The organism is Rhizobium sp. BR 362, from assembly GCF_036528765.1.
Taxonomy (GTDB): domain Bacteria; phylum Pseudomonadota; class Alphaproteobacteria; order Rhizobiales; family Rhizobiaceae; genus Rhizobium.
Genome location: NZ_JARWGH010000006.1, coordinates 312,384 through 335,011, shown reverse-complemented (window position 1 = coordinate 335,011; position 22,628 = coordinate 312,384). Strand labels below are relative to the sequence as shown.

Here is a 22,628-nt window from a genome sequence, read left to right as displayed (position 1 = left end):
TCTGCGCCGATACCGCAGGCGCAACTTTTTTGGGGATCAGGAAGCGGCGCGCTCATCCAGCCGGTCGCGCAGCATGCTCCATGGGAGCAGCATGTTCGGCGCGTGCTTGAGCAGCCCGTGGAACGGGATCGGTGCGGGCGGCGCGAAGGGGATCGGCAGATCGCGCGGGTCAGAGCCGGCGGCCCAATCGGCGAGTACTCGGCCCATGACCGTCGTCATCGCTATGCCGCGGCCATTGCAGGCAAAACCCGCTATCAGGTCCGGACCGAGATCCACCAGATGCGGCAGAAAATCCGGCTCGACGGCGGCGATGCCCGACCAGCTATAGGCGAGCGGTGGGATATGCCTGATATTCAGATGACGGGCAAGGCGAGTGTGGATGGCGCGGGGCACCCGTTCATCCGCACCGGGGCCGACGACATGCATGCCGCCGGTGAGCAGCCGGTTTTCGGCATCGAAGCGGAAGGTGAAGAGATTGCGCCGCGTATCGGAAACGCATTGGCCGCCCGGCAACAGACGCTTCCGGGCAGATATCGGCAGCGGTTCGGTGGCGATCTGGAAAACTTTCAGCGGGAAGTAGGTGCGCGCCAGTATAGGATCGAGATGGCCGCCATAGGCGTTTGTGGCGATCAGGATTTTGCCGGCCCGCACTTTTCCGCTTGGGGTCACAAGCACCCAGCCATCGGCCGTCCGCTCGATCGCGCGAACAGGTGAATGTTCGAAGATGCGAGCGCCCGCCGCTTCGGCCGCGATCGCGAGGCCTCGGGCATAGCTGACCGGGTTCAGCACCCCGCCGGACTTGTCCATCCAGCCGCCGAAATAGTCATTCGCGCCAGTCATGTCCCGGACCGCCTGCCCATCGAGGATCACGGCCGGGCGTCCGCGCTCAGCCCATTGTTCGGCGCGAGATCTAGCCTTCTCGAAGGCGGCGGGCGAATGGGCAGGTTGGATCCAACCGCTCTGTTGCGCGTCGCAATCAATATGGTGGCGCCGGATTAGATCGAAGACCAGATCGGCGCTGCCGGCGGCCATCTGGATCAGGCGCTCGCCACGTTCGGGGCCGAGATGAGCGATGACATTGTCCGGATCCATCTTGGCGAAGTTCGGCACGACGAAACCGGCATTGCGGCCGCTCGCCCCCCAGGCAATGATTTCGGCCTCGAGCACAACGACCGAAAGTCCCTTTTCTGCGGCATGGAGTGCGGTCGACAGGCCAGAGAAGCCGCCGCCGATAATGGCGATGTCGGCATCGAGTTCGGTTTCGAGACGAGGGCGGTCTTTGCGGTTGCGGCTGGTGGCGTGCCAGAGGGAGAGTGGTTGTTCTGGATGGTCAGGCTTGTTCGCCGGTGAGGAGGCTGTGTGCATGGCCCCTCACCCCCACCCTCTCCCCGCCAATGCGGGGAGAGGGGGCGCTGCGACTGCAGACGTGGCTATTTCGCTCCGTCGTCCCCTCTCCCCGCATTGCGGGGAGAGGGCTAGGGTGAGGGGCCAACCTCGAGAGCGCGGCACAATCACACCCGCATGACAAGACCCATAGCTCATGGCGTCGCGCCGCTTTCATCGGCAACGACCTTTCGCTCCCGCTTGCCGAAGCGTGGACGGCGGGGCATATCGCCGAGGAGACCGTTCGGGCGGACGAGCAGGATGACGCATAGCATGACGCCGATGGCGACGATCTGCAGGGCGGCGGCGCGGGCCTGCTGTTCCGGCGTGAAGAGCACGCTGGTCAGTGCGCCGGAGCCGGCCCAGATCGCCCAGACGAGAATGCTACCGACGACCGCGCCCTTGTTGCTGCCGGAGCCGCCGACGATCAGCATCACCCAGACCTGAAATGTCAGCGTCGGCACGTAGTTGTCCGGTGCGATGAAGCCGATGAAATGCGCCTGCACGGCGCCCGCCAGCCCCATGATCGCCCCGCCGACCGCAAAGGCCTGTACCCGATAGAAACGTGCGCTCTTGCCGAGCGAAATCGCGGCACGTTCGTCCTCACGCAGCGCTTTCAGCACGCGCCCCCAGGGGCTGCGCGACAGATGCTCCAGGGCGAGGAAGACGACCAGCGTCACCACGGCGACGATGGCGAGATTGGAGAGGTTGAAGAGCAGCGGCGTTTCTGCAAGGGCGGCAAAGGGGCGCGGAATGAAGCCGACGCCGAAGGGGCCGCCGGTCAGGCTCTGCGCATTCAGCGCCACGAGTTGCACGACGACGGCGACACCGAAGGTGGTGATGGCGAGATAGTCGGATTTCAGCCGCAGGGTGGCGATGCCGGTCATGGCGGCGGCGAGGCCGGCGAGGATCATCGCGCCGAGCCAGCCAATGAGGATCGGCATGTCGAAGCCGCCGAAGCGGCCGGCCGTCTCCGGCGTCGTCAGCAGCGCCGACGTATAGGCGCCGATGGCGACGAAGCCGGCAAGGCCGACGTTGAAGAGCCCGGTCAATCCCCATTGCAGGTTCAGCCCGAGGGTGATCAGCGAAAAGATCAGCGCCGTCGTCAGGAAAAATGCGCCATAGCCGACAAGATCCATCATCGTTCCTTCACTCCGAAGAGGCCGATCGGCCGGACGAATAACACTGCCATCAGGATGATGAAGGAGACGGCGGCACGCCATTCCGCGCCGATCAACTGCACGGCGCCGGCTTCGGCGAGGCCGATGATCAGTCCGCCTAGGACGGCGCCGGGCACGCTGCCGATGCCGCCGAGGATGGCGGCCGCAAACATCGGCAGCAGCATGTCGAAGCCCATCAGCGGCCGAATCTGCACGAGAATGCCGATCATGACGCCGGCGACACAGGCGAGCGCCCCGCCGACCAGCCATGTGACGCGCACAACCTTGGCGACATCGATGCCGACGACGCGGGCAAGGGCCGGGTTCTGGCTCAGCGCCTGCATGGAGCGGCCAGTCTGTGTCCGCGTCATCAACAGATGTACACCGAGAACCAGGATCGCGGTCACCAGCAGCAACACGATTTGATCGGGGGTGATGCGGATGCCGAAACCGACGGGCATGGCGATCTGAATGGCGCGGCTGAAATAGGTCGGCCGGGACGTGAAGAGGAATTCCAGCAGGCTGCGCAGCGCCATCGAGGCGCCGAAACTTGCCATGACCACGATGATCGCCTGGCCCTTGGCGCGCAGCCGCGCGAAGAGAACCATGTCAAGAACGAGGGCCAGCAGGCCGGTCAGACCCATGGCGATGATGACCGCTGCAATCAGCGGCCAGCCGAAGGAAAGCGGGCCGATCGGGGCAATTTTGCCGAACATGGCCCCGATGGCACTGACGACGGCGAGCGTCGCATAGGTGCCCCAGGCCATGAAGTCGCCATGGGCGAAGTTGGAGAAGCGCAGGATCGAATAGGTGAGTGTGACGCCGATAGCGCCAAGACCGATCATCGAGCCGGTCAGCAGGCCGTCGACTATGAATTGCAGGTTCATGCCGCGCCTCCCGACCTAGTGTGCGATGGGCGCTGGCCGAGATAGAGTTCGGCGACCACGGGGTCGTTCCAGAGTTCGGAGGCGACGCCCTCATGCCGGTCCTTGCCTTCGACGAGGACGTAGGCGCGGTCGCCGATCGCCAGCGCCGCCCTGGCGTTTTGCTCGACCAGCAGGATGGTGACGCGCGCTTTGCGGATCTCGGTCAGCATCTCGAAAACCATTGACACGAATTTCGGCGATAGACCCGCCGAAGGTTCGTCCAGCACCAGCACCTTCGGATGCACGATCAGAGCGCGGGCGACCGCCAGCATCTGCCGCTGACCGCCGGAGAGATTGCCGGCGGCAATCCGGCGGTGGCGGGCGAGATCGGGGAAGGTCGCGTACATCTCCGCTATACGATCGGGGATTTCGCGGGGCTTCAGGATGCCGCCCGCCACTTTCAAATTGTCCTCGACCGACATCAGCGGAAAGACATTTTCCGTCTGCGGTACGAAGGCCAGGCCGAGGCGGACCATGCTATGGGCGGGGGCGGCGGTGATGTCCTTGCCGTCAAGCAGGACCGTGCCGCCGGAAACCGGCACGAGGCCGGCGATCGCCTTGATGAAACTCGATTTGCCGGCGCCGTTCGGGCCGAGGACGACGACGATCTCGCCTTGATGGACCGTGATCGATGCGCCGCGAACGATCGGCACGCCGGGCTCATAACCGGCAATGAGATCGCGGACGAGGAGGACGGCTTCGCTCATGCCGCGCCTCCGAGATAGGCTTCGATGACCCTCGGATCGCGGGCGACTTCATCGGCCGTGCCTTCGCAGAGCAATTGGCCGCCCGCCATGACGAGGACGCGGTGGCAGAGGCGGGTCACCATGTCGATATTGTGCTCGATCAGCAGGAAGGTGATGCCGCGCGCGTTGATGTCCCGGATGCGGTCGATGATGACTTCGAGCAGCGTGGCGTTGACGCCGGCTGCCGGTTCGTCGAGCAGGATGATGGCGGGATCGGCCATCATGACGCGGGCAAGCTCCAGCAGTTTGCGCTGACCGCCGGAGAGCACGCGGGCGGGTTCGTTGGCAAGCCGCGTCAGGTTGACGAGCTCCAGCCGCTCCATCGCTTTATCATGCGCGGCTTTCTCCTCGGCCCTGACGTGCCAGGGTTTCAGGAAGTTTGCGAGCAGTCCTTCACCGGCTTGGGCCTGTGCCGCCAGCATCACATTGTCGACCAGCGACAGGTTGGGAAAGGGACGGGGGATCTGGAAGGTGCGACCGAGACCACGCCCGATGCGGTGATGGGCAGCTTCGCCGGATACAGCCACGCCGTTCAGCACGATCTCGCCGCTGGTCGGCCGAACGCTGCCGGCCAGCAGATCGAACATGGTGGTCTTTCCAGCGCCGTTTGGCCCGATCAGGCCGAGGATTTCACCCCGCCGGACATCGAAGGACACGTCGTTGACCGCAGTAACGCCGCCGAAGCGCCGCACCACGTTTTTCGCCGTCAGAACGGGTGTCCGGGTATCCTCGCCCCGCCGTTCGCTCAGTGCACTCATGGATCCCTCTGGCCGAAGACGGTCGTCGCCGTCCTCTGATTTTTTGATTTGTGATCACACTTGTATTGATCACGCTAATCGGCTTTAATCGCCTCTGCAAGTCAAAAGCGGGGAGGCTATGCAAAAGACCGCCGTCGAGAAAAGCAACGATCCCATTGCCGCTCAGCTTGCGCCTGTTGGCCGCGAGACCGTGCAGGATCGCGTCTATCTGGAGCTTCGCCGGGCGCTGATCGGCGGCCTGTTCGAGCCAAGCCAGGTGCTCACCATTCGCGGTCTTGCCGATGCGCTGATGACCAGCACCATGCCGGTGCGCGAGGCGCTGGGCCGGCTGATCACCGAGAAGGCGCTGGAGGCGCTGCCGAACCGTTCCGTCCGCGTTCCGCCGATCACGCTCGAGCGCATGGACGATCTTTTACGTGCCCGCATCCTGATCGAGGGCGAGGCGATCGCGCTTGCGGCGACACGGATGAGCCCGCGCCAAGTCTCCGTGATCGAGAGCATGCTCGGCGAGTGGGACGAGATGCGGGCGTTGAGGCACAAAAAGGATGTCGACCGCGAGGTCACCCTGAACCAGCGCTTCCATTTCGAAATCTACCGTGCCTGCGGCTCGGCCGTGCTGATCCCCATGATCGAAAGCCTATGGCTGCAATCCGGGCCTTGCATCCGCGTGGCGATTTATGCGTTCTCCGAAGCCGGCGAGGTCGATACCGCCCATTTCCATCGCGGCATCGTCGCGGCACTTTCGGTTCAGGATCCGACCGCTGCGCGCGAAGCGCTCGTCGCCGATATCAGCAGGCCCTTCAATTTTCTCCGCAACAAGCTGCAATCCGAGGCTGCAAGCAAAGGCAAGTCATGAGCACGCGCGCCATCCGCATCACCGAACCTCGCTCCGGGCTTTCCGTCACCGCAGTGCTGCTCGACGGCAAGGCGCCGGACAATGTGGAATTTTTCCGCGCCTATCTGGCCGAGCCGCGCATCGTGCCCGGCACCCACGCGATGTGGACGGGGCCGGAAATCTCCTGCCCGATCCCGCCGGATCATCTCATCGGCTGCGAATGGGCAAATTCCCTGCCGGCGGAAAACGCGACGCTGACGCCCCAGCCGGGCGATATCGTGCTGAGCTATGTGCCGGCGCGTGTCTGGGGCGGCAGCCCCAATCCGATCTTCGATATCGGCCTGTTCTATGGGCAAGGTGCCCGGTTGCTCTTCCCGATCGGCTGGCTGCCGGGCAGTGTTGTGGCGCAGGTGCGGCCCGAAGAGCGGGAGCATTTCGCGGCCGCCTGCGGCGTTATCAGGCGCAACGGCGCCTGCGACGTGACATTCACCGGCATTTCGGAGGTCTGAGATGAGCGCGGCAGACGATTCCTTCGAGCTGTTCGACCTGCGCGTCGAAGCCGTTATTCCTAAGGGCAAGCCGATCTATTGCGGCGCCAAGGAGGGCGATTATTTCGAGCTTAAGGGCGAAATGCTGTCGCTGCCGCAGGGGCAGGGGTTTTCCATCTATTCGATTTCCGCCGTTCTGCCGCTGCTGGCGGCCAAGCAGCGGCCCACTCACAAGAACGACTGGATGACATCGGACGCTGAGATCGCCTGTCCGGATCCGAACTGCGCCAGCCGCCTTCGGATCGTCAGAACGGGCAAGCGACGGTTCAGCCATGCCGAGACAACGGCGGTGCCGCTGCCTGAGGAGACCAAATAGATGAATGCCAAGACATTCGAACTCAGTCCAGGCTATCAGATCTCCCGCGTCATCCGCGGCGGCTGGCAGTTGGCCGGCGGTCATGGCGCGATCGACCGAGAGCAGGCCGTGACCGATCTCATCGCTGCTTTCGACGCCGGCATCATCACCTATGACTGCGCCGACATCTATACCGGCGTCGAAGAACTGATCGGCGCTGCCCGTCTGCGGCTTGCCAGGGAGCGCGGGCTCGACGTCGCCGCCAAGATGAAGGTGCACACCAAGCTCGTGCCCGATCTCGAAGTACTGTCGCGCATCAGCCGCGATTACATCAGGGGAATTGTCGAGCAATCGTTGCGGCGGCTGAAGGCCGAGCGGCTGGATCTCGTGCAGTTTCACTGGTGGGACTATGACCTGCCCGGCTATCTCGATGCGCTCGGCTGGCTGGACGAGATGCGGCGGGAAGGCAAGGTCCGCAACGTCGGCACGACGAATTTCGATACGCCGCACATTGCCGAAATCCTGAAGGCCGGCATTCCGCTGGTCAGCCAACAACTGCAATATTCCGTGCTCGACCAGAGGCCGGCGAACAGCCTGGCGGCGCTCGCGGCAGACAACGACCTCCGCTTCCTCTGCTACGGCTCCGTTGCCGGCGGCTTTCTCAGCGACAGATGGCTGGGACAGCCGGAGCCCGAGATGCCGCTCGAGAACCGCTCGCTGATCAAATACAAGCTGATCATCGACGATTTCGGCGGTTGGGAGCTGTTCCAGTCGCTGCTTCGGGCGCTGAAGGCCGTCGGCGACCGCCATGGCATCGATATTGCCACCATTGCCAGCGCCTGGGTGCTGGAGCAGCCGCAAGTGGCTGCCGTCATAGTCGGCGCCCGCAACCAGGCGCATGCACTCGCCAATGCGAAGATCATGGATGTCAAGCTCACCGCCGAGGATCGCTCCCAAATTGCCTCGGTCATCGGGCAGAGCAGCGGCCCGCAAGGCGACGTCTACACATTGGAGCGCGACCGCACCGGGCGGCATGGCTCCATCATGCATTACAATCTGAACGCGGGGAAAAAATGAGCAGGAGCCTATCTCTCTTCGAGCGCGCCAAGGCCGAGATCATCGATCTGCATCGCTGTTTCACCAATTGGTATAATTCCGACGACCCGACGCCGTCGGATTTCAGCCGGGTCGAGAGTGTCTTGGGCGAGGGCTTTCGCATCGTCACGCCCGACGACGGGCGCGTTATCGAACGCGATTCCGTTATCAGCCATGTCCGGGGCAATCATAGCTGCTTTCATGGTGATTTCATCATCGAGATCAAGGACGTCAAGCCCGGCTGGGAGGCGGCCGGCATCATCGTCGTGACCTATGTCGAGGCACAATGTCGGGCCGGTGTCTGGACCTGGCGGCGGGCGAGCGCGCTTTTTACCGAAAATTCATCGATGCCGAACGGCGTCGAATGGCGGCATCTGCATGAAACCTGGCTGCAGACGCCGGAGACGAAACAGGCCAACCACTGAAATAGAAGTCGTGTACCTAACAAGGGGAACAAAGATGAAAAAGACGATATTTCAATTCACCACCGCTCTGGCGCTCCTTGCAGCGGCCGGTGTTGCCAATGCTGCTGACTGCAAGATCACTGTCGGACTGGTGATGGAGCTGACGGGGCCCGCTGGCGAATATGGTCAGGCCGGCGCGAAATCGGTCGAAATGGCTTTCCGCGACATCAACGCCGCCGGCGGCGTGCGCGGCTGCGATCTGGTGACCGACACGCGCGACAGCCAGAGCCAAGGCAATGTCGCGGTCGACGCCGCGACGCAACTCGTACAGGTCAAGAAGGTGCCCGTCATTATCGGCGGCATCATTTCATCGGTGTCGATTCCGATCCTGACTTCGGTCACCGCACCCGCCAAGATCGTGCAGGTGTCGCCCGCCTCGTCCTCGCCGACATTGACGGCGCTTGGCCGCGACGGGAAGACCAATGGCATCTTCTTCCGCACCATTACCTCGGACGCGCTGCAGGGCGTGGCGGCTGCGAAATACGCCATCGACAAGGGTTTCAAGAAGCTGTCGGTCATCCATGTCAACAACGATTTCGGCGTCAACATGGTGGCGGAATTCTCCCGCGCCTATAAGGCGCTTGGCGGCACCATCGTGTCCGACACGCCTTATAACGAAAAGCAGTCGAGCTATGCCTCGGAAGTCACCGCCGCCATGGCCGGCAATCCGGACGGTCTTTACCTCGTCAGCACGCCGGTCGACGGCGCGACCATCGCCCGCACCTGGATTTCGCAGGGCGGCGTGCAAAAATTCCTGCTGAACGACGGCATGAACAGCCCCGATTTCATCGAGTCTGTCGGCGCCGACTACCTTAAGGATGCTTATGGCACATCCTCGGGCACCAGCCCGACCGCCTCGACCGACTATTTCATGAAGAACTATAAGGATTTTTCGGGCATCGAACCGTCCAATCCGGCGGCCGATCGTTCCTACGACGCCGGCGCTATCGTCGGCCTCGCCATAGCGATTGCCGGCTCGGACGATCCCGACAAGATCAAGGATGCGATGTATAGAGCGGTTGATCCACAGGGCACGCCGATTCACGCCGGCAAGGAGGAGTTTGCCAAGGCGCTCGGCCTCATAAAGGACGGCAAGCCAATCCGCTACGAAGGAGTCATCGGCCCGGTTGCCTTCGACAAATACGGCGACATCACCGGCCCGTTCCGTCTCTGGAAGATCACGGACGGCAAGGTGACGACAGACGGAGAGATGTCGACCGACGACGTCAACAAGCTGCAGGCGCAGTTGAATAAATAGGGCTGCGGCTCTTAGATTTTCGTTTCCCTAAGACGCCCGGTAGCCTCTTCGGTTGCCGGGCGTTCTGTTGCTGCCGCCGTATTGCTAGGTTTATAATTTAGATCGTTCCAGATGAAATAAGATCCTTTCTTGGAATCTAATGTCCTTGCCCATTTTGCGGAATATGCCGTGAAAGGCGCAATTGTCCGCAGTTTCCGAATATTGTCGTTGCCATTTCCTATTTTCCCATTGACAAAATTTGGAACGTTCCAAATAATCGTCGCAACAAAAAGATGAAAGCCCGCGGGGAGACGGATGAGCAAGGGACGCGTCACGGTCATCGATATTGCGCATGCCGCTGGCGTGTCGAAGTCGACCGTGTCTCTCGTTCTGCAGGGCAGTTCGCTGGTCAATGAGGCGACGCGAGCCAAGGTCAACGCGGTGATCCGCGAGCTCGGCTACGTCTACAATCGCGGCGCCGCCAATCTGCGGCAGGCGAAGTCGAAGATCGTCGGCATCGTGGTCAACGATCTCACCAACAGCTTCTTTGCCGAGCTCGCCGTCGGCGTCGATATGGTCGTGCAGTCGGCCGGTTATGTGCAGTTCCTGTCCAATACGGGCGAAAGCATAGACCGTCAGCGCGAGGTCGTCGCCTCCATGCGCGAGCACGGCATTTCCGGCCTGATCGTTTCGCCGGCGCGGGGCACAGAAGCGGCCGACTTCAAGTCGCTCACCACTGCCGGCATTCCCGTGGTTATCGTCGTGCGCAATATTCCCGGCGCAAAGGTCTCGTCGCTGGTGTCGGACAATTTTGGCGGCGCGTCGGCGGCGGTCGAGCATCTGGCCGGTCTTGGTCACCGCCGCATCGCTTTCATGGGCGGGTTCGCCAACACCGCCGTTTTTGCCGAGCGGCTCGGCGGCTATCGCGATGCGCTGGCCAAGGCGGGAATAGCTTTCGACGATGATCTCGTCGTTGCCACTGCGCCTTCGCGCGCCGGCGGCGTCGAAGCGGTCGGCCGCGCCATGTTGCTCGCCCACAAGCCGACGGCAGCCGTGTGTTTCAACGATGCGGTCGCCTTTGGAGTCTGCGATGGCCTGAGGGCGCGGCGGCTGGAGCCGGGTGTCGATTTTGCGGTGGTCGGTTTTGACGATGTGATCGAGGCGGAAAGTGCGGTGCCGGCGCTGACGACGGTTTCCGTCGATCCGCAGGGTATGGGGCGCCGCGCCGCGCAGTTGCTTCTGAAGCAGATCAATTCCGGCAAGGTGGAGGCGGAGGCGATCGTCAGCGCCGTGCGGCTGGTGGTGCGTCAGAGCTGCGGAGCCGGGCTGGACATAACGGCAAGGAGGGTCGTGTCATGAGCGGAGGTGTAAAATGGGGCTTGATCGGCGCAAGCACGATCGCCCGCGAATGGATGATCGGCGCAATTCGCGCAACCGGCGGTGAGGTCGTCTCCGTGATGAGTACGGACGCGGAGCGCGGCCGGGCCTATGCGGCTGAAAATGCCATTGCCAAATCGGTGACAGATGTCGCAGACCTTGTCAGCGATCCCGATGTCGATGCCGTCTATATCTCGACGACCAACGAATTGCACCGCGACCAGACCTTGGCGGCGGTCAAGGCCGGCAAGCATGTGCTTTGCGAAAAGCCGCTGGCGCTGACGCTGGAGGATGCGCGGCTCATGGCGCAGGCTGCGAAGGCGGCCGGCGTGGTCATGGGCACCAACCATCATCTGCGCAATGCCGCTAGCCACCGGGCGATGCGGGAGGCAATCGCCGCCGGCCGGATCGGCAAGCCGCTGAGCGCCCGCGTTTTCCACGCCGTCTACCTGCCGCCGCATTTGCAGGGCTGGCGGCTGGACAAGCCGCAGGCGGGCGGCGGCGTCATTCTCGATATCACCGTTCACGATGCGGACACGCTGCGCTTCGTACTGAACGACGATCCGGTGGAAGCGATCGCCTTCGGCCAGAGCGGCGGCATGGGCAAGGCGGGGCTCGAGGACGCCGTCATGGGGGCTTTGCGGTTCAAATCCGGCGTCATCGCGCAGTTCCATGATGGCTTTACCACGAGGTATGCGGAGACCGGTTTCGAGGTGCACGGTACGGACGGCTCGCTGATCGGCCGCAATGTCATGACGCAGCGGCCTGTCGGCCATGTCTTTCTGCGTGACCGCAATGGCGAAACGGAGCTGCCGCTCCATCACCACAATCTCTACGAGACGGCGCTTGCCGCCTTTCATGCCGCAATCGAGGGTCGGGGAAAGCCGTCGGCCACCGGCGAGGACGGCGTGTGGTCGCTGGCAACGGGTCTTGCCGTGGTCAAATCGGCCGCAACCCGCGAAGCCGTCAAGATTGATACAGGACTTTGAGCGTTGCGATGAACAAGCATATCACTCCCGCCGAAGCGGCCGCCCTGATCCCCGATGGCGCCATCGTTTCCGTCTCGTCTTCGAGCGGTCTCGGCTGCCCGGATCTCATGCTGAAGGCGATCGGCGAGCGTTTTGACGCAACGGGCCATCCGCGTGATCTGACGACGCTGCATCCGATCGCGGCGGGCGACATGAGCGGCATCAAGGGTGTCGATCACATCGCCAAGAAAGGTCTGCTGAAGACGATCATCGGCGGCTCCTATCCGTCCGGGCCGTCCAGTTCGGAACCGCCGTTGATCTGGCAGATGATCGGCAACAACGATGTGGCCGCCTACAACATTCCCTCCGGTATTCTCTTCGACATGCATCGCGAGGCCGCCGCCAAGCGTCCCGGCGTTTTGACCAAGGTCGGCCTTGATACCTTCGTTGACCCGGAGCGCGAGGGCTGCGCCATGAATGCGGCAGCCGGGGCTGAGCCGGTAGTGAAGCGAATCTCGTTTGAAGACGAAGACTGGCTTTATTTCAAGGCGATCGCGCCGCAGGTGGCGATCATCCGGGCAACGACCGCCGATGAGCGCGGCAATCTCACCTATGAACATGAGGGCGCCTATCTCGGTGGTCTCGACCAGGCGCTTGCGGCCCGTAACAATGGCGGCGTCGTCATCGCCCAGGTCAAGCGGCTTGCCAAGGAAGGCTCATTGAAACCGCACGACGTGCGCGTTCCCGGCGTTCTCGTCGACTATATCGTCGTCGATCCGGATCAGAAACAGACCACGCAGACGCTTTACGATCCGGCGATCTCGGGCGAAATCTTTCGGCCGCTCGACAGTTTCCGCGTGCCGGAATTCAATATTCAGAAGGTCATTGCCCGGCGGGTGGCGCAGGAGCTGCAATCCGGCAGCGCCGTCAATCTCGGTTTCGGCATTTCCGCCAATGTGCCGCGTATCCTGATGGAAGAAGGATTGCATGGCGCGGTCACTTGGGTGATCGAGCAGGGGGCGGTCGGCGGCGTGCCGCTGCTCGATTTCGCCTTCGGCTGCGCCTCTAATGCCGATGCCTTCATGCCCTCGCCCTATCAGTTCACCTATTTCCAAGGCGCCGGTTTCGACGCTTCGCTTCTCTCCTTCCTGGAGATCGGCCGCGACGGCTCCGTCAATGTTTCCCGGCTCAGTTTCCGGCCGCACGTGACGGCGGGCGCCGGCGGCTTCGTCGATATCACGGCGCGGGCGAAGAAGATCGTCTTCTCCGGCATGTTCAATGCCGGCGCGAAGCTCGGCGTCGAGGGCGGCCGGCTGATCATCGAGAGAGAAGGCAAGCTGAAGAAGCTGGTGAATGCGGTTGAACACGTCACCTTCTCCGGCCCGCGCGGCATCGCGCAGGGGCAGGATATCACCTATGTCACCGAACGCTGCGTGATGAAGCTGACGCCGGACGGCTTGTTGCTGACGGAGATCGCGCCGGGCGTCGATTTGGAGGGGCATATTCTTGCTCAGTCGGAATTTCCGCTGCTCGTCTCCGACCGCTTGAAGGTCATGGATGCGGCCCTGTTCCATGAGGCGCCGATTGGTCTGACGCTGCCGGCCAAGGCTAGCCGTGTTCTGGAAGGAGCACGCCATGGGTGAGGTCAAGGTTTCCGTTGAACGTTCTGTCGCGACGATGACGGTTTCGCGGCCAGAGAAGCTTAACGCCTTCGATATCGACATGCTGAAGGCGCTGGCGGGCGCCTGCGACGAAGTGGAAGCGAACGCTTCCGTGCGCGTCGCGATTCTGACCGGCGAAGGCAAGGCTTTTTCAGCCGGCGGCGACGTCAAGGCCTGGGGCGGCATGGCGGCCAACGAGTTCGGTCATGCCTGGGTGCGTTTCGGGCATCGTGTCTTCGAGCGGCTGGCAACACTCCGCATGCCCGTGATCGCGGCATTGAACGGTCATGCGCTTGGCGGAGGGCTGGAGCTGGCGGCGGCGGCCGATATCCGCATCGCGGAAAGCCAGATCAGGATTGGCCTGCCGGAGACCAGCCTTGGCATGGTGCCCGGTTGGTCTGGTACGCAGCGGCTTACCAAGCGATTTGGCGCGCAGATCGTGCGGCGCATGGTGCTGGGCGGCGAGATGTTTTCCGCCGAAGAGGCGCGCGGCCACGGTCTTGTGGATGCCGTTGTGGAAACGGGAACTGTGCTTGCCGCCGCCAGGGATTATGCGGCGCGCATTGCTGCGCGCGGGCCGGCGGCGCTGGAGATCGCAAAGCTGATGATCGCTTCGGCCAATGGCGAGGATAATGGGTCGGCCGTCGAGGCGCTGGGATCGATCCTGGTCGCCAAGACCGGCGACCTCAAGGAGGGCGTTGCGGCCTTTGCCGGCAAACGCGCTGCCGAATTCAAGGGAGAATGGTGATGACGGTCCTTGTGAAGCCGCAGGCGCTTCCCGACGTGAAAGTGCGTGATTTCAAGATGCTGATCGATGGAAAATGGGTCGAAGGCGTCGAGACCGGCACCATCGAGCGTGTGGCGCCGAGCCACGGCGTCACCGTCAGCCGTTATAAATCCGCGACCAAGGACGATGTGCACCAGGCTATCGCCGCCGCACGCAAGGGGTTCGACCATGGCCCCTGGCCGCGCATGACCGCGGCAGAACGCTCCAACATCCTGCTAAAGGCTGCCGACATGATCTTGGCACGGGCCGAAGAGCTCGCCTACCTCGATGCGATCGAGGCCGGCAAGCCGATTACCCAGGTGCGAAGCGAGATCGCCGGTTCCGCCGATATCTGGCGCTACGCGGCCGCCCTTGCGCGCGACCTACATGGTGAGAGCTACAACACGCTTGGCGACGGTACGATGGGTGTGGTGCTGCGCGAGGCGGTCGGGGTTGTCTCGATCATCACGCCCTGGAACTTCCCATTCTTGATCGTAAGCCAGAAGTTACCGTTTGCGCTTGCCGCGGGCTGCACGGCAGTGATCAAGCCGTCGGAACTGACGTCGGGTTCGACGCTGGTGCTCGGGGAAATCCTGCTGGAAGCTGGCGTACCGGCCGGCGTCGTCAACATTCTCGTCGGCACGGGCGCCGATGTCGGTGCGCCGATGACCAGCCACCCGGATGTCGACATGATCTCCTTTACCGGTTCGACGGGCGTTGGACGGCTGACCATGGCGAGTGCGGCGCAAACGCTGAAGAAGGTTTCGCTCGAACTCGGCGGCAAGAACCCGCAGATCGTCTTTCCCGACGCCAATCTCGATGAGTTCATCGATGCCGCGGTGTTCGGTGCCTATTTCAATGCCGGCGAATGCTGCAATGCCGGCTCGCGGCTGATCGTTCATCGCGAGATCGCCAAGGATGTCACGGCGCGCATCGCCAGCCTTTCGGAAAAAGTGAAGGTCGGCGATCCGCTCGACCCGTCAACGCAGGTCGGAGCAATCATCACCCCGCAGCACCTGCAGAAGATTCAAGGCTATGTCTCCGGCGCGGCAAAGAGCGGCGCGACTGTTGCGCATGGCGGCAGCCAGATCGATTTCGGTTTCGGCCAATATATGGCGCCAACCATCCTCGCCGACGTCAAACCGGAGATGGCGGTGGCGAAAGAGGAGGTGTTCGGCCCCGTCCTTTCCGTGCTGACGTTTGACACGACCGAGGATGCGATCCGCATCGCCAATTCCATCGATTACGGCCTTTCCGCCGGTGTCTGGAGTCGCGATTTCGATACGTGCCTGACGATCGGGCGGCGGGTGCGGGCCGGCACGATCTGGATGAACACCTTCATGGACGGCGCGGCGGAACTGCCCTTCGGCGGCTATCGACAGTCGGGGCTCGGACGCGAGCTCGGACGACATGCGGTCGAGGATTATACGGAGACAAAGACGCTCAACATGCATATCGGCCGGCGCACCGGCTGGTGGATGCCGAGGTGAGATGAATGCGCCAGCGGGGACAACCGACGGAGTTAACCAGGAATGGTTGTGAACGCTTGACGCCGTGTGGGTTGTGACGTCTCTAATGTGTGCCCCGGCTGGGAGGCCGCGGCGGAATTGTTCTTTACGGGGAGTGAAGGGCATGGGGCAGCGGGAGGAGGTCTTGCTGCTCGTCTATCTAAACTGGGAGGAGAGAATATGCGTAAATTGATGACATCAGTGGCTGCGGCCGCCCTTTTGATGACGGGCACCGTAACCGTGGCGCATGCCGCCGAAAATGTCGAAGTCCTGCATTGGTGGACGTCCGGCGGCGAAGCGGCGGCACTGGAAGTCCTGAAGAAGGACCTGGAATCGAAGGGCATCGGCTGGGTCGACATGCCGGTCGCAGGCGGTGGCGGCACCGAGGCGATGACCGTGCTGCGCGCCCGCGTCACCGGCGGCAACCCGCCGACCGCCGTACAGATGCTCGGCTTCGACATTCTCGACTGGGCCAAGGAAGGTTCGCTCGGCAATCTCGATGCGGTCGCGAACAAGGAAGGCTGGGACAAGGTCGTCCCGACCGCCCTGCAGAGGTTTTCCAAATATGACGGCCATTGGATCGCCGCTCCTGTGAACGTCCACTCCACCAACTGGGTGTGGATCAACAAGGAAGCGCTGGACAAGGCCGGCGGCAAGGTGCCGACGAATTGGGACGAACTGATCGCGCTGCTCGACAACTTCAAGAAGCAGGGCATCACGCCGATCGCCCATGGCGGCCAGGCGTGGCAGGATGCGACAATCTTCGACGCCGTCGTGCTCTCGTTCGGCAACGACTTCTACAAGAAGGCCTTCATCGATCTCGATCCCGATACGCTCGGCAGCCCGAAGATGAAGGAAGCCTTTGACCGCATGACGAAGCTGCGCTCCTATGTCGACGACAACTTCTCCGGCCGCGACTGGAATCTTGCTTCCGGCATGGTCATCGAAGGCAAGGCCGGCCTGCAGTTCATGGGCGACTGGGCAAAGGGCGAGTTCCTGAAGGCGAAGAAGGTGCCGGGTAAGGATTTCGTCTGCATCCGCTTCCCCGGAACGCAGGGCTCGGTGACCTTCAACTCCGATCAGTTCGCGATGTTCAAGGTGTCCGCCGACAAGATTCCGGCTCAGATGCAGATGGCTTCCTCTATCGAAAGCCCGACCTTCCAGTCGGCCTTCAACGTCGTCAAGGGCTCGGTTCCGGCGCGCACCGACGTTCCGGATACCGCCTTCGACGATTGCGGCAAGAAGGCGATCAAGGATCTGGCCGAAGCCAACAAGAACGGCACGCTGTTTGGTTCCATGGCCCATGGCCATGCCAATCCAGCCGCCGTCAAGAACGCGATCTACGACGTCGTGACTCGCGAATTCAACGGCGATCTCTCGTCGGATGATGCGGTCAAGGAACTCGTCTCGGCGGTTGCGGCTGCGAAGTAGGGTAGTTCGGAGCAAGGATCCCCCTCATCCGCCCCCTGAGCTTGTCGAAGGGCGGCCACCTTCTCCCCGAGGGGAGAAGGGGAAAGACGCACCATCCGTCGCCTCTTGACTTTGAGGGAGTCGAGAACAAGCGCTACGCGAGGTCGTCCCCTCTCCCCTCGGGGAGAGGGTTAGGGTGAGGGGGCCGTTCCGCTCGCAGTTCGCATATTTGGAACCCGCGTCCCTTTGGGACGCGTAAAAACTGGTGTTCGACCCATGAACAGTCGCAGCCGAATGCAGGAGCTGTTGCCAAAGCTGGTGCTGGCCCCGAGCTTCGTCGTCATTCTGATCTTCGTATATGGCTTCATCGCCTATACCGGCTATCTGTCGCTGACCGACAGCAAGATGCTGCCGTCCTACAACCTTATCGGCTTCACCAACTACGATAAGCTCTGGGCGCTGCCGCATTGGTGGCGGGCGATCACCAATCTCGGCATCTTCGCCTCCTTCTATATCGTCATCTGCTCGGTGCTCGGCCTCGCTTTGGCGATCCTGCTCGATCAGAAGATCCGCGCCGAAGGGCTGCTGAGACCGATCTATCTCTATCCGATGGCGCTGTCCTTCATCGTCACGGGAACGGCGTGGAAATGGTTTCTCGATCCCGGCATAGGTCTCGAGAACACCATGCATCTCTGGGGCTGGGACAGCTTTTCCTTCACCTGGATCAAGGATTCTAAAATGGCGATCTACTGCGTCGTCATTGCCGCCGTCTGGCAGTCATCAGGCTTCGTCATGGCAATGTTCCTCGCCGGTCTTCGCGGCGTCGACAACGAGATCATCAAGGCGGCGCAGATCGATGGCGCGTCTGCGATCACCACCTACCGCCGCATCATCATTCCGCTGATGCGGCCCGTGTTTCTCTCGGCTTTCGTGGTGCTCGCCCATCTCGCCATCAAGGCCTATGATCTGATCATCGCGCTGACCGGCGGCGGTCCGGGGCAGGCGACCGAATTGCCGGCCACCTTCATGTATTCCTATACCTTCACCCGCAACCTGATGGGCATCGGCGCCTCGTCGGCGATCATCATGCTGGCGATGATCTTTGCCATCATCATCCCCTATCTCTATTCGGAAATCGGCGGAGGGAAACGCAGATGAGCAGCCCCAATCCGCAAAATGCCATCTGGCACGGCAGGCTGACCCGTGGCTTGATCTATGCGGCGCTGATCCTGTTTGCCGTTTACTACCTGCTGCCGCTCTATGTGATGCTGGTCAATTCCTTCAAGCCGCTCGCAGAGATCCGCCAGGGCGGCATGCTGAATCTGCCGCAGACCTGGACGATCGAGCCCTGGATCTCGGCCTGGTCAACGGCGCAGATCGGCGTGCAGCCGACGGGACTCAGGCCCTTCTTCATCAACTCGATCCTCATGGTCGTGCCCGCCGTTGCGATCTCCACCCTGGTCGGCGCGCTGAACGGCTATGTGCTGACGAAGTGGCGCTTCCGCGGCGCGGAAATCTTCTTCGGAATGCTGCTGCTTTCCTGCTTCATCCCGTTCCAGATCGTACTGATCCCGATGGCGCGCATTCTCGGTTTCTTCGGCATTGCCGGCACCATTTGGGGGCTTATCCTCGTCCATATCGTCTACGGCCTCGGCTTCACCACGCTTTATTTCCGCAATTATTACGAGGCGTTTCCGACCGAGCTGGTGCGCGCTGCGCAAATCGACGGGGCGAGCTTCTTCCAGATTTTCCGGCGTATCCTGCTGCCGTCCTCTGGGCCGATCATCGTCGTCTCCGTCATTTGGCAGTTCACCAATATCTGGAACGACTTCCTGTTTGGAGCTTCGTTCTCCGGACCCTATTCGACGCCCATGACGGTTGCGCTCAACAACCTCGTGTCGTCGTCAACAGGCGTCAAGGAATACAATGTCCACTTCGCGGGCGCGATCCTCGCGGCCCTGCCAACCCTCATCGTCTACATCGTCTCCGGCCGGTTCTTCGTCCGCGGCCTGATGTCCGGCGCCGTCAAGGGATAAGCTCATGTCCTTCCTGAAAATCACCAATCTGCGCAAGTCCTACGGATCGCTAGAGATCCTGAAGGACATCAATATCGAGATCGAAAAGGGCGGGTTTCTGGTGCTCGTTGGCCCGTCGGGCTGCGGCAAGTCCACCCTGCTCAATACCATTGCCGGGCTGGAGCCGATCACCTCCGGCGACATCGCCATTGCCGGCCGGTCGGTCAATGGCCTGGCGCCATCACAACGCGATATCGCCATGGTGTTCCAGTCCTATGCGCTCTATCCGAACATGACGGTTGCCGGCAACATCGCCTTCGGCATGGAAATCCGCAAGGTTCCGAAGGAGGAACGCGAAAAGGCGATCAAGCAGGTGGCCGACATGCTGCAGATCGGGCACCTGCTCGATCGCAAGCCTAGCCAGCTTTCCGGCGGCCAGCGCCAGCGCGTCGCCATGGGACGGGCGTTGGTGCGCGATCCGCAGGTCTTCCTCTTCGATGAGCCGCTATCCAACCTCGACGCCAAGCTGCGCGTCGACATGCGCACCGAGATCAAGCGCCTGCACCAGCGCATGAAGACGACGATCGTCTATGTCACGCATGACCAGATCGAGGCGATGACGCTGGCGACGAAGATCGCGGTGCTGAAGGACGGCGTGCTGCAGCAATTCGGTACACCGGCGGAAATCTACAATCACCCTGCCAACATGTTCGTCGCGGACTTCATGGGCTCGCCCGCCATGAACCTGCTGACCGCGACTGTGGAGAGCGGGCCGACGGGATTGCAGGTCTCGCTTGACCGGCCGAACGGCGCAGCCCCCTTGAAACTGCCGGTCAACGGGAGCGCCGGTGGCCTTGGCGCCCATGCCGGCAAGGACGTGATCTTCGGCATACGGCCGGAGGCGCTGACCGACCTTGACGGCGCGGATCGCAATGCCCATTCGCTCGCCGAGGGTGACTGCCTGATCGAGGTGGTCGAGCCGGCGGGTTCGGATACCTTTGCGATCGCGCGCCTCGGCGGCAAATCCGTCGTGGCGCGGCTGCGCGCCGATGCCCGCATTGCTCCCGGCCAGACGGCGCGGCTTGCCTTCAACCTCGACAAGGCGGTGTTCTTCGATCCGCAGAGCCAGGTCCGGATAGCGTGAGCGATAGCATGGAAGAACCGGATATCGTCATCATCGGCTCAGGAATAGGAGGTTCGACCGTCGCGTCCGGCCTTGCCGCCTCGGGCGCCAATATTCTGATCCTCGAAGCCGGCGAGAGACTGGAGGACCGGCCGGAAAATCGCGACCAGCGGGCGATCTTCCTGCGCGGCCATTTTCGTCCGAAGGAGACCTGGTACGAGAAGGGCGGCAAGGGGTTCAATCCCGGCAACTATTACAATGTCGGCGGCAATTCGAAATTCTACGGCGCGGTGCTGATCCGCTACCGGCGCGAGGATTTCGAGGAGATGCGGCATCTCGACGGCGTATCACCGGCCTGGCCCTTTCCCTATGAGGAGCTGGAGCCCTGGTATAGCGAGGCGGAACAGCTCTATCAGGTGCGTGGCAGCCTCGGCGACGACCCATCGGAGCCGCCGCATTCGCGGCCCTATCCATTTCCGCCAGTGCCCGAGGAGCCGGCGATCGCCAGTGTCCGCAAGCGGCTGAAGGATAACGGCATGCATCCGCATCCGCTGCCGCTCGGCGTCGACATCGATAGCTGGCTCGCCAAGGGCCGCACGCCCTGGGATGCGCATCCGCACAGCGCCGACGGCAAGATGGATGCCGAGACGGTGGCCCTTGCCAAGGCTCTGCAATATCCGAACGTCAAGCTGAAGACCGGCGCGCGCGTTACACGGCTTCAGGCCGCCGCCGATGGGCGAATGATTGCCGCGGTGCATTATTCCGCCTATGGGCAGGCGCATGTTGTTCGGCCGAAACTGGTCATTCTTTCGGCCGGAGCGGTGCAGTCGGCGGTGCTGCTGCTGCGATCGGCTGACGAGGCCAATCCACGCGGACTTGCCAATCGCTCGGATCAGGTCGGCCGCAACTTCATGAACCACAATTCCTCTGCCGTACTGGCGATTTCGCCCTGGTACCGGAACGATGCGGTCTATCAGAAGACCTTCGGTTTCAATGATTTCTATCTCTCGGATGGCGAAGGTGGGCCGCCTCTCGGCAATGTGCAGCTTTTGGGGCGTGTTTCCGGCACGATCCTCAAGGCGAATATGCCGACTGTGCCGGAATGGCTGCTGAACAGCATTTCGGCCCATGCCATCGATTTCTACGCCATGAGCGAGGACCTGCCGTCGCCGGAAAGCCGGATCACGGTCGAAGGCGACCGTATCGTACTGCAGTGGGTGCGCACCAATTGGCAGGCACATCTCGATCTGGTGAAGAAGCTGAAGGGCGTGCTTCGCAAGGCCGGCTTCCCGATCGTGCTGTCACGTCCCTTCGACAAGCGCACGCCGTCGCATCAGTGCGGCACGGTCAAGATCGGCAATGACGGTTCGAGCGCGCCGCTCGATATCTTCTGCCGGGCCTTCGATCATCCCAATCTTTTCGTGGTCGACGCGAGCTTCCTGCCGACGTCGGCTGCGGTGAATCCAGCCCTGACGGTAGCTGCCCAGGCGCTGCGCGTCGCCGATCATATCGCGCGGGAGGAGCTGCGGTCATGAAGGCAAGGCGCCCGGTTGCCGTCGTCACCGGCGGCCGCAAGGGGATCGGTTTCGGTATTGCGCGGGCACTGGCCAGGAGTGGTTTCGATCTGGCGATCACCGGTATCGAGAACGAGCCGCCGCTGGCGGAGCTCGCGGAATTGAAGGCAAGCGGTGGGCGAGCACTCTATTTGCGGTCTGATCTTGCCGATCTCTCAGGACACGCGGCAACCGTCGAGGCGATCTGGGCGGCTTTGGGCGAGATCGATTGCCTGGTCAACAATGCCGGCATCGGCGCTGTCGTGCGCGGCGACTTCCTGGAGTTGGCGCCTGAGAATTTCGACCGGCTCATCGACGTCAATCTGCGCGGCACCGTGTTCTTCACCCAGGCGGTCGTTCGTTCGATGCTGGCGGCGAAGATGTCGCCAACGCCGCATTCGGTGATCAACATCACCTCGGTCTCGGCAGCCCTCAGTTCGCCCGAACGGCTGGATTATTGCATCAGCAAGGCCGGCCTTTCCGCCTTCTCGCAAGGGCTGGCGCTGCGGCTGGCGGAGACCGGGATTGCCGTCTTCGAGGTCCGCCCCGGTATCATCCGCACCGACATGACGGCGCAGGTTTCGGAGAAATACGACCCATTGATCGACGGCGGGCTGGTGCCGATGAGACGTTGGGGCGAGACGGGCGATGTCGGCAGCATCGTTGCGGCGCTGGCCAAAGGCGGTTTCGGTTTTGCCACGGGATCGGTGATGTCTGCGGATGGCGGGTTGGGTATCGGACGACTGTGAGAACTTACCCTCGCCTCAGCGGGGAGAGGGTGGCGCGACTCCGTAGCGTGG

General features: G+C 62.4%; 23 protein-coding genes. 17 read left to right on the top strand and 6 right to left on the bottom strand.

From position 1 onward, the window contains the following. Positions 1–36: 36 nt before the first annotated feature. From QDY28_RS12040 to QDY28_RS12020, 5 genes are all read right to left on the bottom strand, one after another. Positions 37–1,365, bottom strand: coding sequence for an NAD(P)/FAD-dependent oxidoreductase (locus tag QDY28_RS12040; protein WP_331381900.1), 1,329 nt, complete (start codon positions 1,363–1,365; stop codon positions 37–39). 173 nt (positions 1,366–1,538) lie between these two features. Beyond that, entirely contained in the window at positions 1,539–2,525 is a 987-nt protein-coding gene (locus QDY28_RS12035; protein ID WP_331381899.1) for a branched-chain amino acid ABC transporter permease, read from the bottom strand. Continuing rightward, the gene (locus QDY28_RS12030; RefSeq protein WP_331381898.1) at positions 2,522–3,430 is read right to left on the bottom strand and encodes a branched-chain amino acid ABC transporter permease; all 909 of its coding nucleotides are present in this window, start codon (positions 3,428–3,430) and stop codon (positions 2,522–2,524) included. The genes QDY28_RS12035 and QDY28_RS12030 overlap by 4 nt, the downstream gene beginning before the upstream one ends. Beyond that, positions 3,427–4,176 carry an ABC transporter ATP-binding protein gene (locus QDY28_RS12025; RefSeq protein WP_331381897.1) on the bottom strand — a complete coding sequence of 250 codons (750 nt, stop codon included), beginning with the start codon at positions 4,174–4,176 and terminating at the stop codon, positions 3,427–3,429. Before QDY28_RS12025 ends, QDY28_RS12030 begins: the two co-directional genes overlap by 4 nt. Continuing rightward, positions 4,173–4,973 carry an ABC transporter ATP-binding protein gene (locus QDY28_RS12020; RefSeq protein ID WP_331381896.1) on the bottom strand — a complete coding sequence of 267 codons (801 nt, stop codon included), beginning with the start codon at positions 4,971–4,973 and terminating at the stop codon, positions 4,173–4,175. The genes QDY28_RS12025 and QDY28_RS12020 overlap by 4 nt, the downstream gene beginning before the upstream one ends. 118 nt (positions 4,974–5,091) lie before the next feature. Here QDY28_RS12020 and QDY28_RS12015 point away from each other — a divergent pair, with 118 nt between their 5' ends. Genes QDY28_RS12015 through QDY28_RS11990 form a run of 6 tightly spaced genes read left to right on the top strand, consistent with a single transcriptional unit; the run spans position 5,092 to position 9,468 of the window. Continuing rightward, positions 5,092–5,829 (top strand): GntR family transcriptional regulator, encoded by a 738-nt coding sequence (locus tag QDY28_RS12015; RefSeq protein WP_331381895.1) that lies wholly within the window; start codon positions 5,092–5,094, stop codon positions 5,827–5,829. Further along, positions 5,826–6,317, top strand: coding sequence for a DUF3830 family protein (locus tag QDY28_RS12010; protein ID WP_331381894.1), 492 nt, complete (start codon positions 5,826–5,828; stop codon positions 6,315–6,317). Before QDY28_RS12015 ends, QDY28_RS12010 begins: the two co-directional genes overlap by 4 nt. Position 6,318: 1 nt before the next feature. After that, on the top strand, positions 6,319–6,672 hold the full coding sequence (locus QDY28_RS12005; protein WP_331381893.1) for a TIGR04076 family protein: 354 nt from the start codon (positions 6,319–6,321) through the stop codon (positions 6,670–6,672). After that, the gene (locus QDY28_RS12000; RefSeq protein WP_331381892.1) at positions 6,673–7,728 is read left to right on the top strand and encodes an aldo/keto reductase; all 1,056 of its coding nucleotides are present in this window, start codon (positions 6,673–6,675) and stop codon (positions 7,726–7,728) included. After that, positions 7,725–8,171, top strand: coding sequence for a hypothetical protein (locus tag QDY28_RS11995; protein ID WP_331381891.1), 447 nt, complete (start codon positions 7,725–7,727; stop codon positions 8,169–8,171). The genes QDY28_RS12000 and QDY28_RS11995 overlap by 4 nt, the downstream gene beginning before the upstream one ends. 34 nt (positions 8,172–8,205) lie before the next feature. Next, positions 8,206–9,468 (top strand): ABC transporter substrate-binding protein, encoded by a 1,263-nt coding sequence (locus QDY28_RS11990; RefSeq protein WP_331381890.1) that lies wholly within the window; start codon positions 8,206–8,208, stop codon positions 9,466–9,468. A gap of 11 nt (positions 9,469–9,479) precedes the next feature. On the opposite strand, the gene QDY28_RS11985 is transcribed toward QDY28_RS11990, so the two are convergent. Beyond that, the gene (locus QDY28_RS11985; RefSeq protein ID WP_331381889.1) at positions 9,480–9,788 is read right to left on the bottom strand and encodes a hypothetical protein; all 309 of its coding nucleotides are present in this window, start codon (positions 9,786–9,788) and stop codon (positions 9,480–9,482) included. Here QDY28_RS11985 and QDY28_RS11980 point away from each other — a divergent pair. The 11 genes from QDY28_RS11980 (at position 9,763) to QDY28_RS11930 (ending at position 22,577) form a co-directional block, all read left to right on the top strand. Continuing rightward, positions 9,763–10,806 carry a LacI family DNA-binding transcriptional regulator gene (locus QDY28_RS11980; RefSeq protein ID WP_331381888.1) on the top strand — a complete coding sequence of 348 codons (1,044 nt, stop codon included), beginning with the start codon at positions 9,763–9,765 and terminating at the stop codon, positions 10,804–10,806. The genes QDY28_RS11985 and QDY28_RS11980 overlap by 26 nt on opposite strands. Further along, a complete protein-coding gene (locus QDY28_RS11975; RefSeq protein WP_331381887.1) occupies positions 10,803–11,813 on the top strand; it encodes a Gfo/Idh/MocA family protein in 1,011 nt (336 codons plus the stop codon). Before QDY28_RS11980 ends, QDY28_RS11975 begins: the two co-directional genes overlap by 4 nt. Before the next feature lie 8 nt (positions 11,814–11,821). Next, positions 11,822–13,435, top strand: a complete 1,614-nt coding sequence (locus tag QDY28_RS11970) for an acyl CoA:acetate/3-ketoacid CoA transferase (RefSeq protein ID WP_331381886.1) — start codon at positions 11,822–11,824, stop codon at positions 13,433–13,435. Beyond that, positions 13,428–14,201 carry an enoyl-CoA hydratase/isomerase family protein gene (locus QDY28_RS11965; RefSeq protein ID WP_331381885.1) on the top strand — a complete coding sequence of 258 codons (774 nt, stop codon included), beginning with the start codon at positions 13,428–13,430 and terminating at the stop codon, positions 14,199–14,201. The genes QDY28_RS11970 and QDY28_RS11965 overlap by 8 nt, the downstream gene beginning before the upstream one ends. After that, on the top strand, positions 14,201–15,709 hold the full coding sequence (locus QDY28_RS11960) for an aldehyde dehydrogenase family protein (protein WP_331381884.1): 1,509 nt from the start codon (positions 14,201–14,203) through the stop codon (positions 15,707–15,709). The genes QDY28_RS11965 and QDY28_RS11960 overlap by 1 nt, the downstream gene beginning before the upstream one ends. A 198-nt stretch (positions 15,710–15,907) precedes the next feature. Next, a complete protein-coding gene (locus QDY28_RS11955; RefSeq protein ID WP_331381883.1) occupies positions 15,908–17,158 on the top strand; it encodes an ABC transporter substrate-binding protein in 1,251 nt (416 codons plus the stop codon). 255 nt (positions 17,159–17,413) lie between these two features. Next, positions 17,414–18,295 carry a carbohydrate ABC transporter permease gene (locus tag QDY28_RS11950; protein ID WP_331381882.1) on the top strand — a complete coding sequence of 294 codons (882 nt, stop codon included), beginning with the start codon at positions 17,414–17,416 and terminating at the stop codon, positions 18,293–18,295. After that, the gene (locus QDY28_RS11945; RefSeq protein WP_331381881.1) at positions 18,292–19,173 is read left to right on the top strand and encodes a carbohydrate ABC transporter permease; all 882 of its coding nucleotides are present in this window, start codon (positions 18,292–18,294) and stop codon (positions 19,171–19,173) included. The genes QDY28_RS11950 and QDY28_RS11945 overlap by 4 nt, the downstream gene beginning before the upstream one ends. Positions 19,174–19,177: 4 nt before the next feature. Then, complete coding sequence (locus tag QDY28_RS11940) at positions 19,178–20,296, top strand: ABC transporter ATP-binding protein (RefSeq protein ID WP_331381880.1); 1,119 nt, start codon at positions 19,178–19,180, stop codon at positions 20,294–20,296. A gap of 8 nt (positions 20,297–20,304) precedes the next feature. Continuing rightward, entirely contained in the window at positions 20,305–21,810 is a 1,506-nt protein-coding gene (locus tag QDY28_RS11935; RefSeq protein WP_331381879.1) for a GMC family oxidoreductase, read from the top strand. Beyond that, positions 21,807–22,577 (top strand): 3-ketoacyl-ACP reductase, encoded by a 771-nt coding sequence (locus QDY28_RS11930; RefSeq protein WP_331381878.1) that lies wholly within the window; start codon positions 21,807–21,809, stop codon positions 22,575–22,577. Before QDY28_RS11935 ends, QDY28_RS11930 begins: the two co-directional genes overlap by 4 nt. The last annotated feature ends 51 nt before the right edge of the window (positions 22,578–22,628 follow it).

Excerpts from the sequence above, each read along its gene's own strand:
- QDY28_RS12040 (WP_331381900.1), bottom strand. The coding sequence starts at position 1,365 with ATGCACACAGCCTCCTCACCGGCGAACAAGCCTGACCATCCAGAACAA.
- QDY28_RS12035 (WP_331381899.1), bottom strand. The coding sequence starts at position 2,525 with ATGATGGATCTTGTCGGCTATGGCGCATTTTTCCTGACGACGGCGCTG.
- QDY28_RS12030 (WP_331381898.1), bottom strand. The coding sequence starts at position 3,430 with ATGAACCTGCAATTCATAGTCGACGGCCTGCTGACCGGCTCGATGATC.
- QDY28_RS12025 (WP_331381897.1), bottom strand. The coding sequence starts at position 4,176 with ATGAGCGAAGCCGTCCTCCTCGTCCGCGATCTCATTGCCGGTTATGAG.
- QDY28_RS12020 (WP_331381896.1), bottom strand. The coding sequence starts at position 4,973 with ATGAGTGCACTGAGCGAACGGCGGGGCGAGGATACCCGGACACCCGTT.
- QDY28_RS12015 (WP_331381895.1), top strand. The coding sequence starts at position 5,092 with ATGCAAAAGACCGCCGTCGAGAAAAGCAACGATCCCATTGCCGCTCAG.
- QDY28_RS12010 (WP_331381894.1), top strand. The coding sequence starts at position 5,826 with ATGAGCACGCGCGCCATCCGCATCACCGAACCTCGCTCCGGGCTTTCC.
- QDY28_RS12005 (WP_331381893.1), top strand. The coding sequence starts at position 6,319 with ATGAGCGCGGCAGACGATTCCTTCGAGCTGTTCGACCTGCGCGTCGAA.
- QDY28_RS12000 (WP_331381892.1), top strand. The coding sequence starts at position 6,673 with ATGAATGCCAAGACATTCGAACTCAGTCCAGGCTATCAGATCTCCCGC.
- QDY28_RS11995 (WP_331381891.1), top strand. The coding sequence starts at position 7,725 with ATGAGCAGGAGCCTATCTCTCTTCGAGCGCGCCAAGGCCGAGATCATC.
- QDY28_RS11990 (WP_331381890.1), top strand. The coding sequence starts at position 8,206 with ATGAAAAAGACGATATTTCAATTCACCACCGCTCTGGCGCTCCTTGCA.
- QDY28_RS11980 (WP_331381888.1), top strand. The coding sequence starts at position 9,763 with ATGAGCAAGGGACGCGTCACGGTCATCGATATTGCGCATGCCGCTGGC.
- QDY28_RS11985 (WP_331381889.1), bottom strand. The coding sequence starts at position 9,788 with ATGACCGTGACGCGTCCCTTGCTCATCCGTCTCCCCGCGGGCTTTCAT.
- QDY28_RS11975 (WP_331381887.1), top strand. The coding sequence starts at position 10,803 with ATGAGCGGAGGTGTAAAATGGGGCTTGATCGGCGCAAGCACGATCGCC.
- QDY28_RS11970 (WP_331381886.1), top strand. The coding sequence starts at position 11,822 with ATGAACAAGCATATCACTCCCGCCGAAGCGGCCGCCCTGATCCCCGAT.
- QDY28_RS11965 (WP_331381885.1), top strand. The coding sequence starts at position 13,428 with ATGGGTGAGGTCAAGGTTTCCGTTGAACGTTCTGTCGCGACGATGACG.
- QDY28_RS11960 (WP_331381884.1), top strand. The coding sequence starts at position 14,201 with ATGACGGTCCTTGTGAAGCCGCAGGCGCTTCCCGACGTGAAAGTGCGT.
- QDY28_RS11955 (WP_331381883.1), top strand. The coding sequence starts at position 15,908 with ATGCGTAAATTGATGACATCAGTGGCTGCGGCCGCCCTTTTGATGACG.
- QDY28_RS11950 (WP_331381882.1), top strand. The coding sequence starts at position 17,414 with ATGAACAGTCGCAGCCGAATGCAGGAGCTGTTGCCAAAGCTGGTGCTG.
- QDY28_RS11945 (WP_331381881.1), top strand. The coding sequence starts at position 18,292 with ATGAGCAGCCCCAATCCGCAAAATGCCATCTGGCACGGCAGGCTGACC.
- QDY28_RS11940 (WP_331381880.1), top strand. The coding sequence starts at position 19,178 with ATGTCCTTCCTGAAAATCACCAATCTGCGCAAGTCCTACGGATCGCTA.
- QDY28_RS11935 (WP_331381879.1), top strand. The coding sequence starts at position 20,305 with ATGGAAGAACCGGATATCGTCATCATCGGCTCAGGAATAGGAGGTTCG.
- QDY28_RS11930 (WP_331381878.1), top strand. The coding sequence starts at position 21,807 with ATGAAGGCAAGGCGCCCGGTTGCCGTCGTCACCGGCGGCCGCAAGGGG.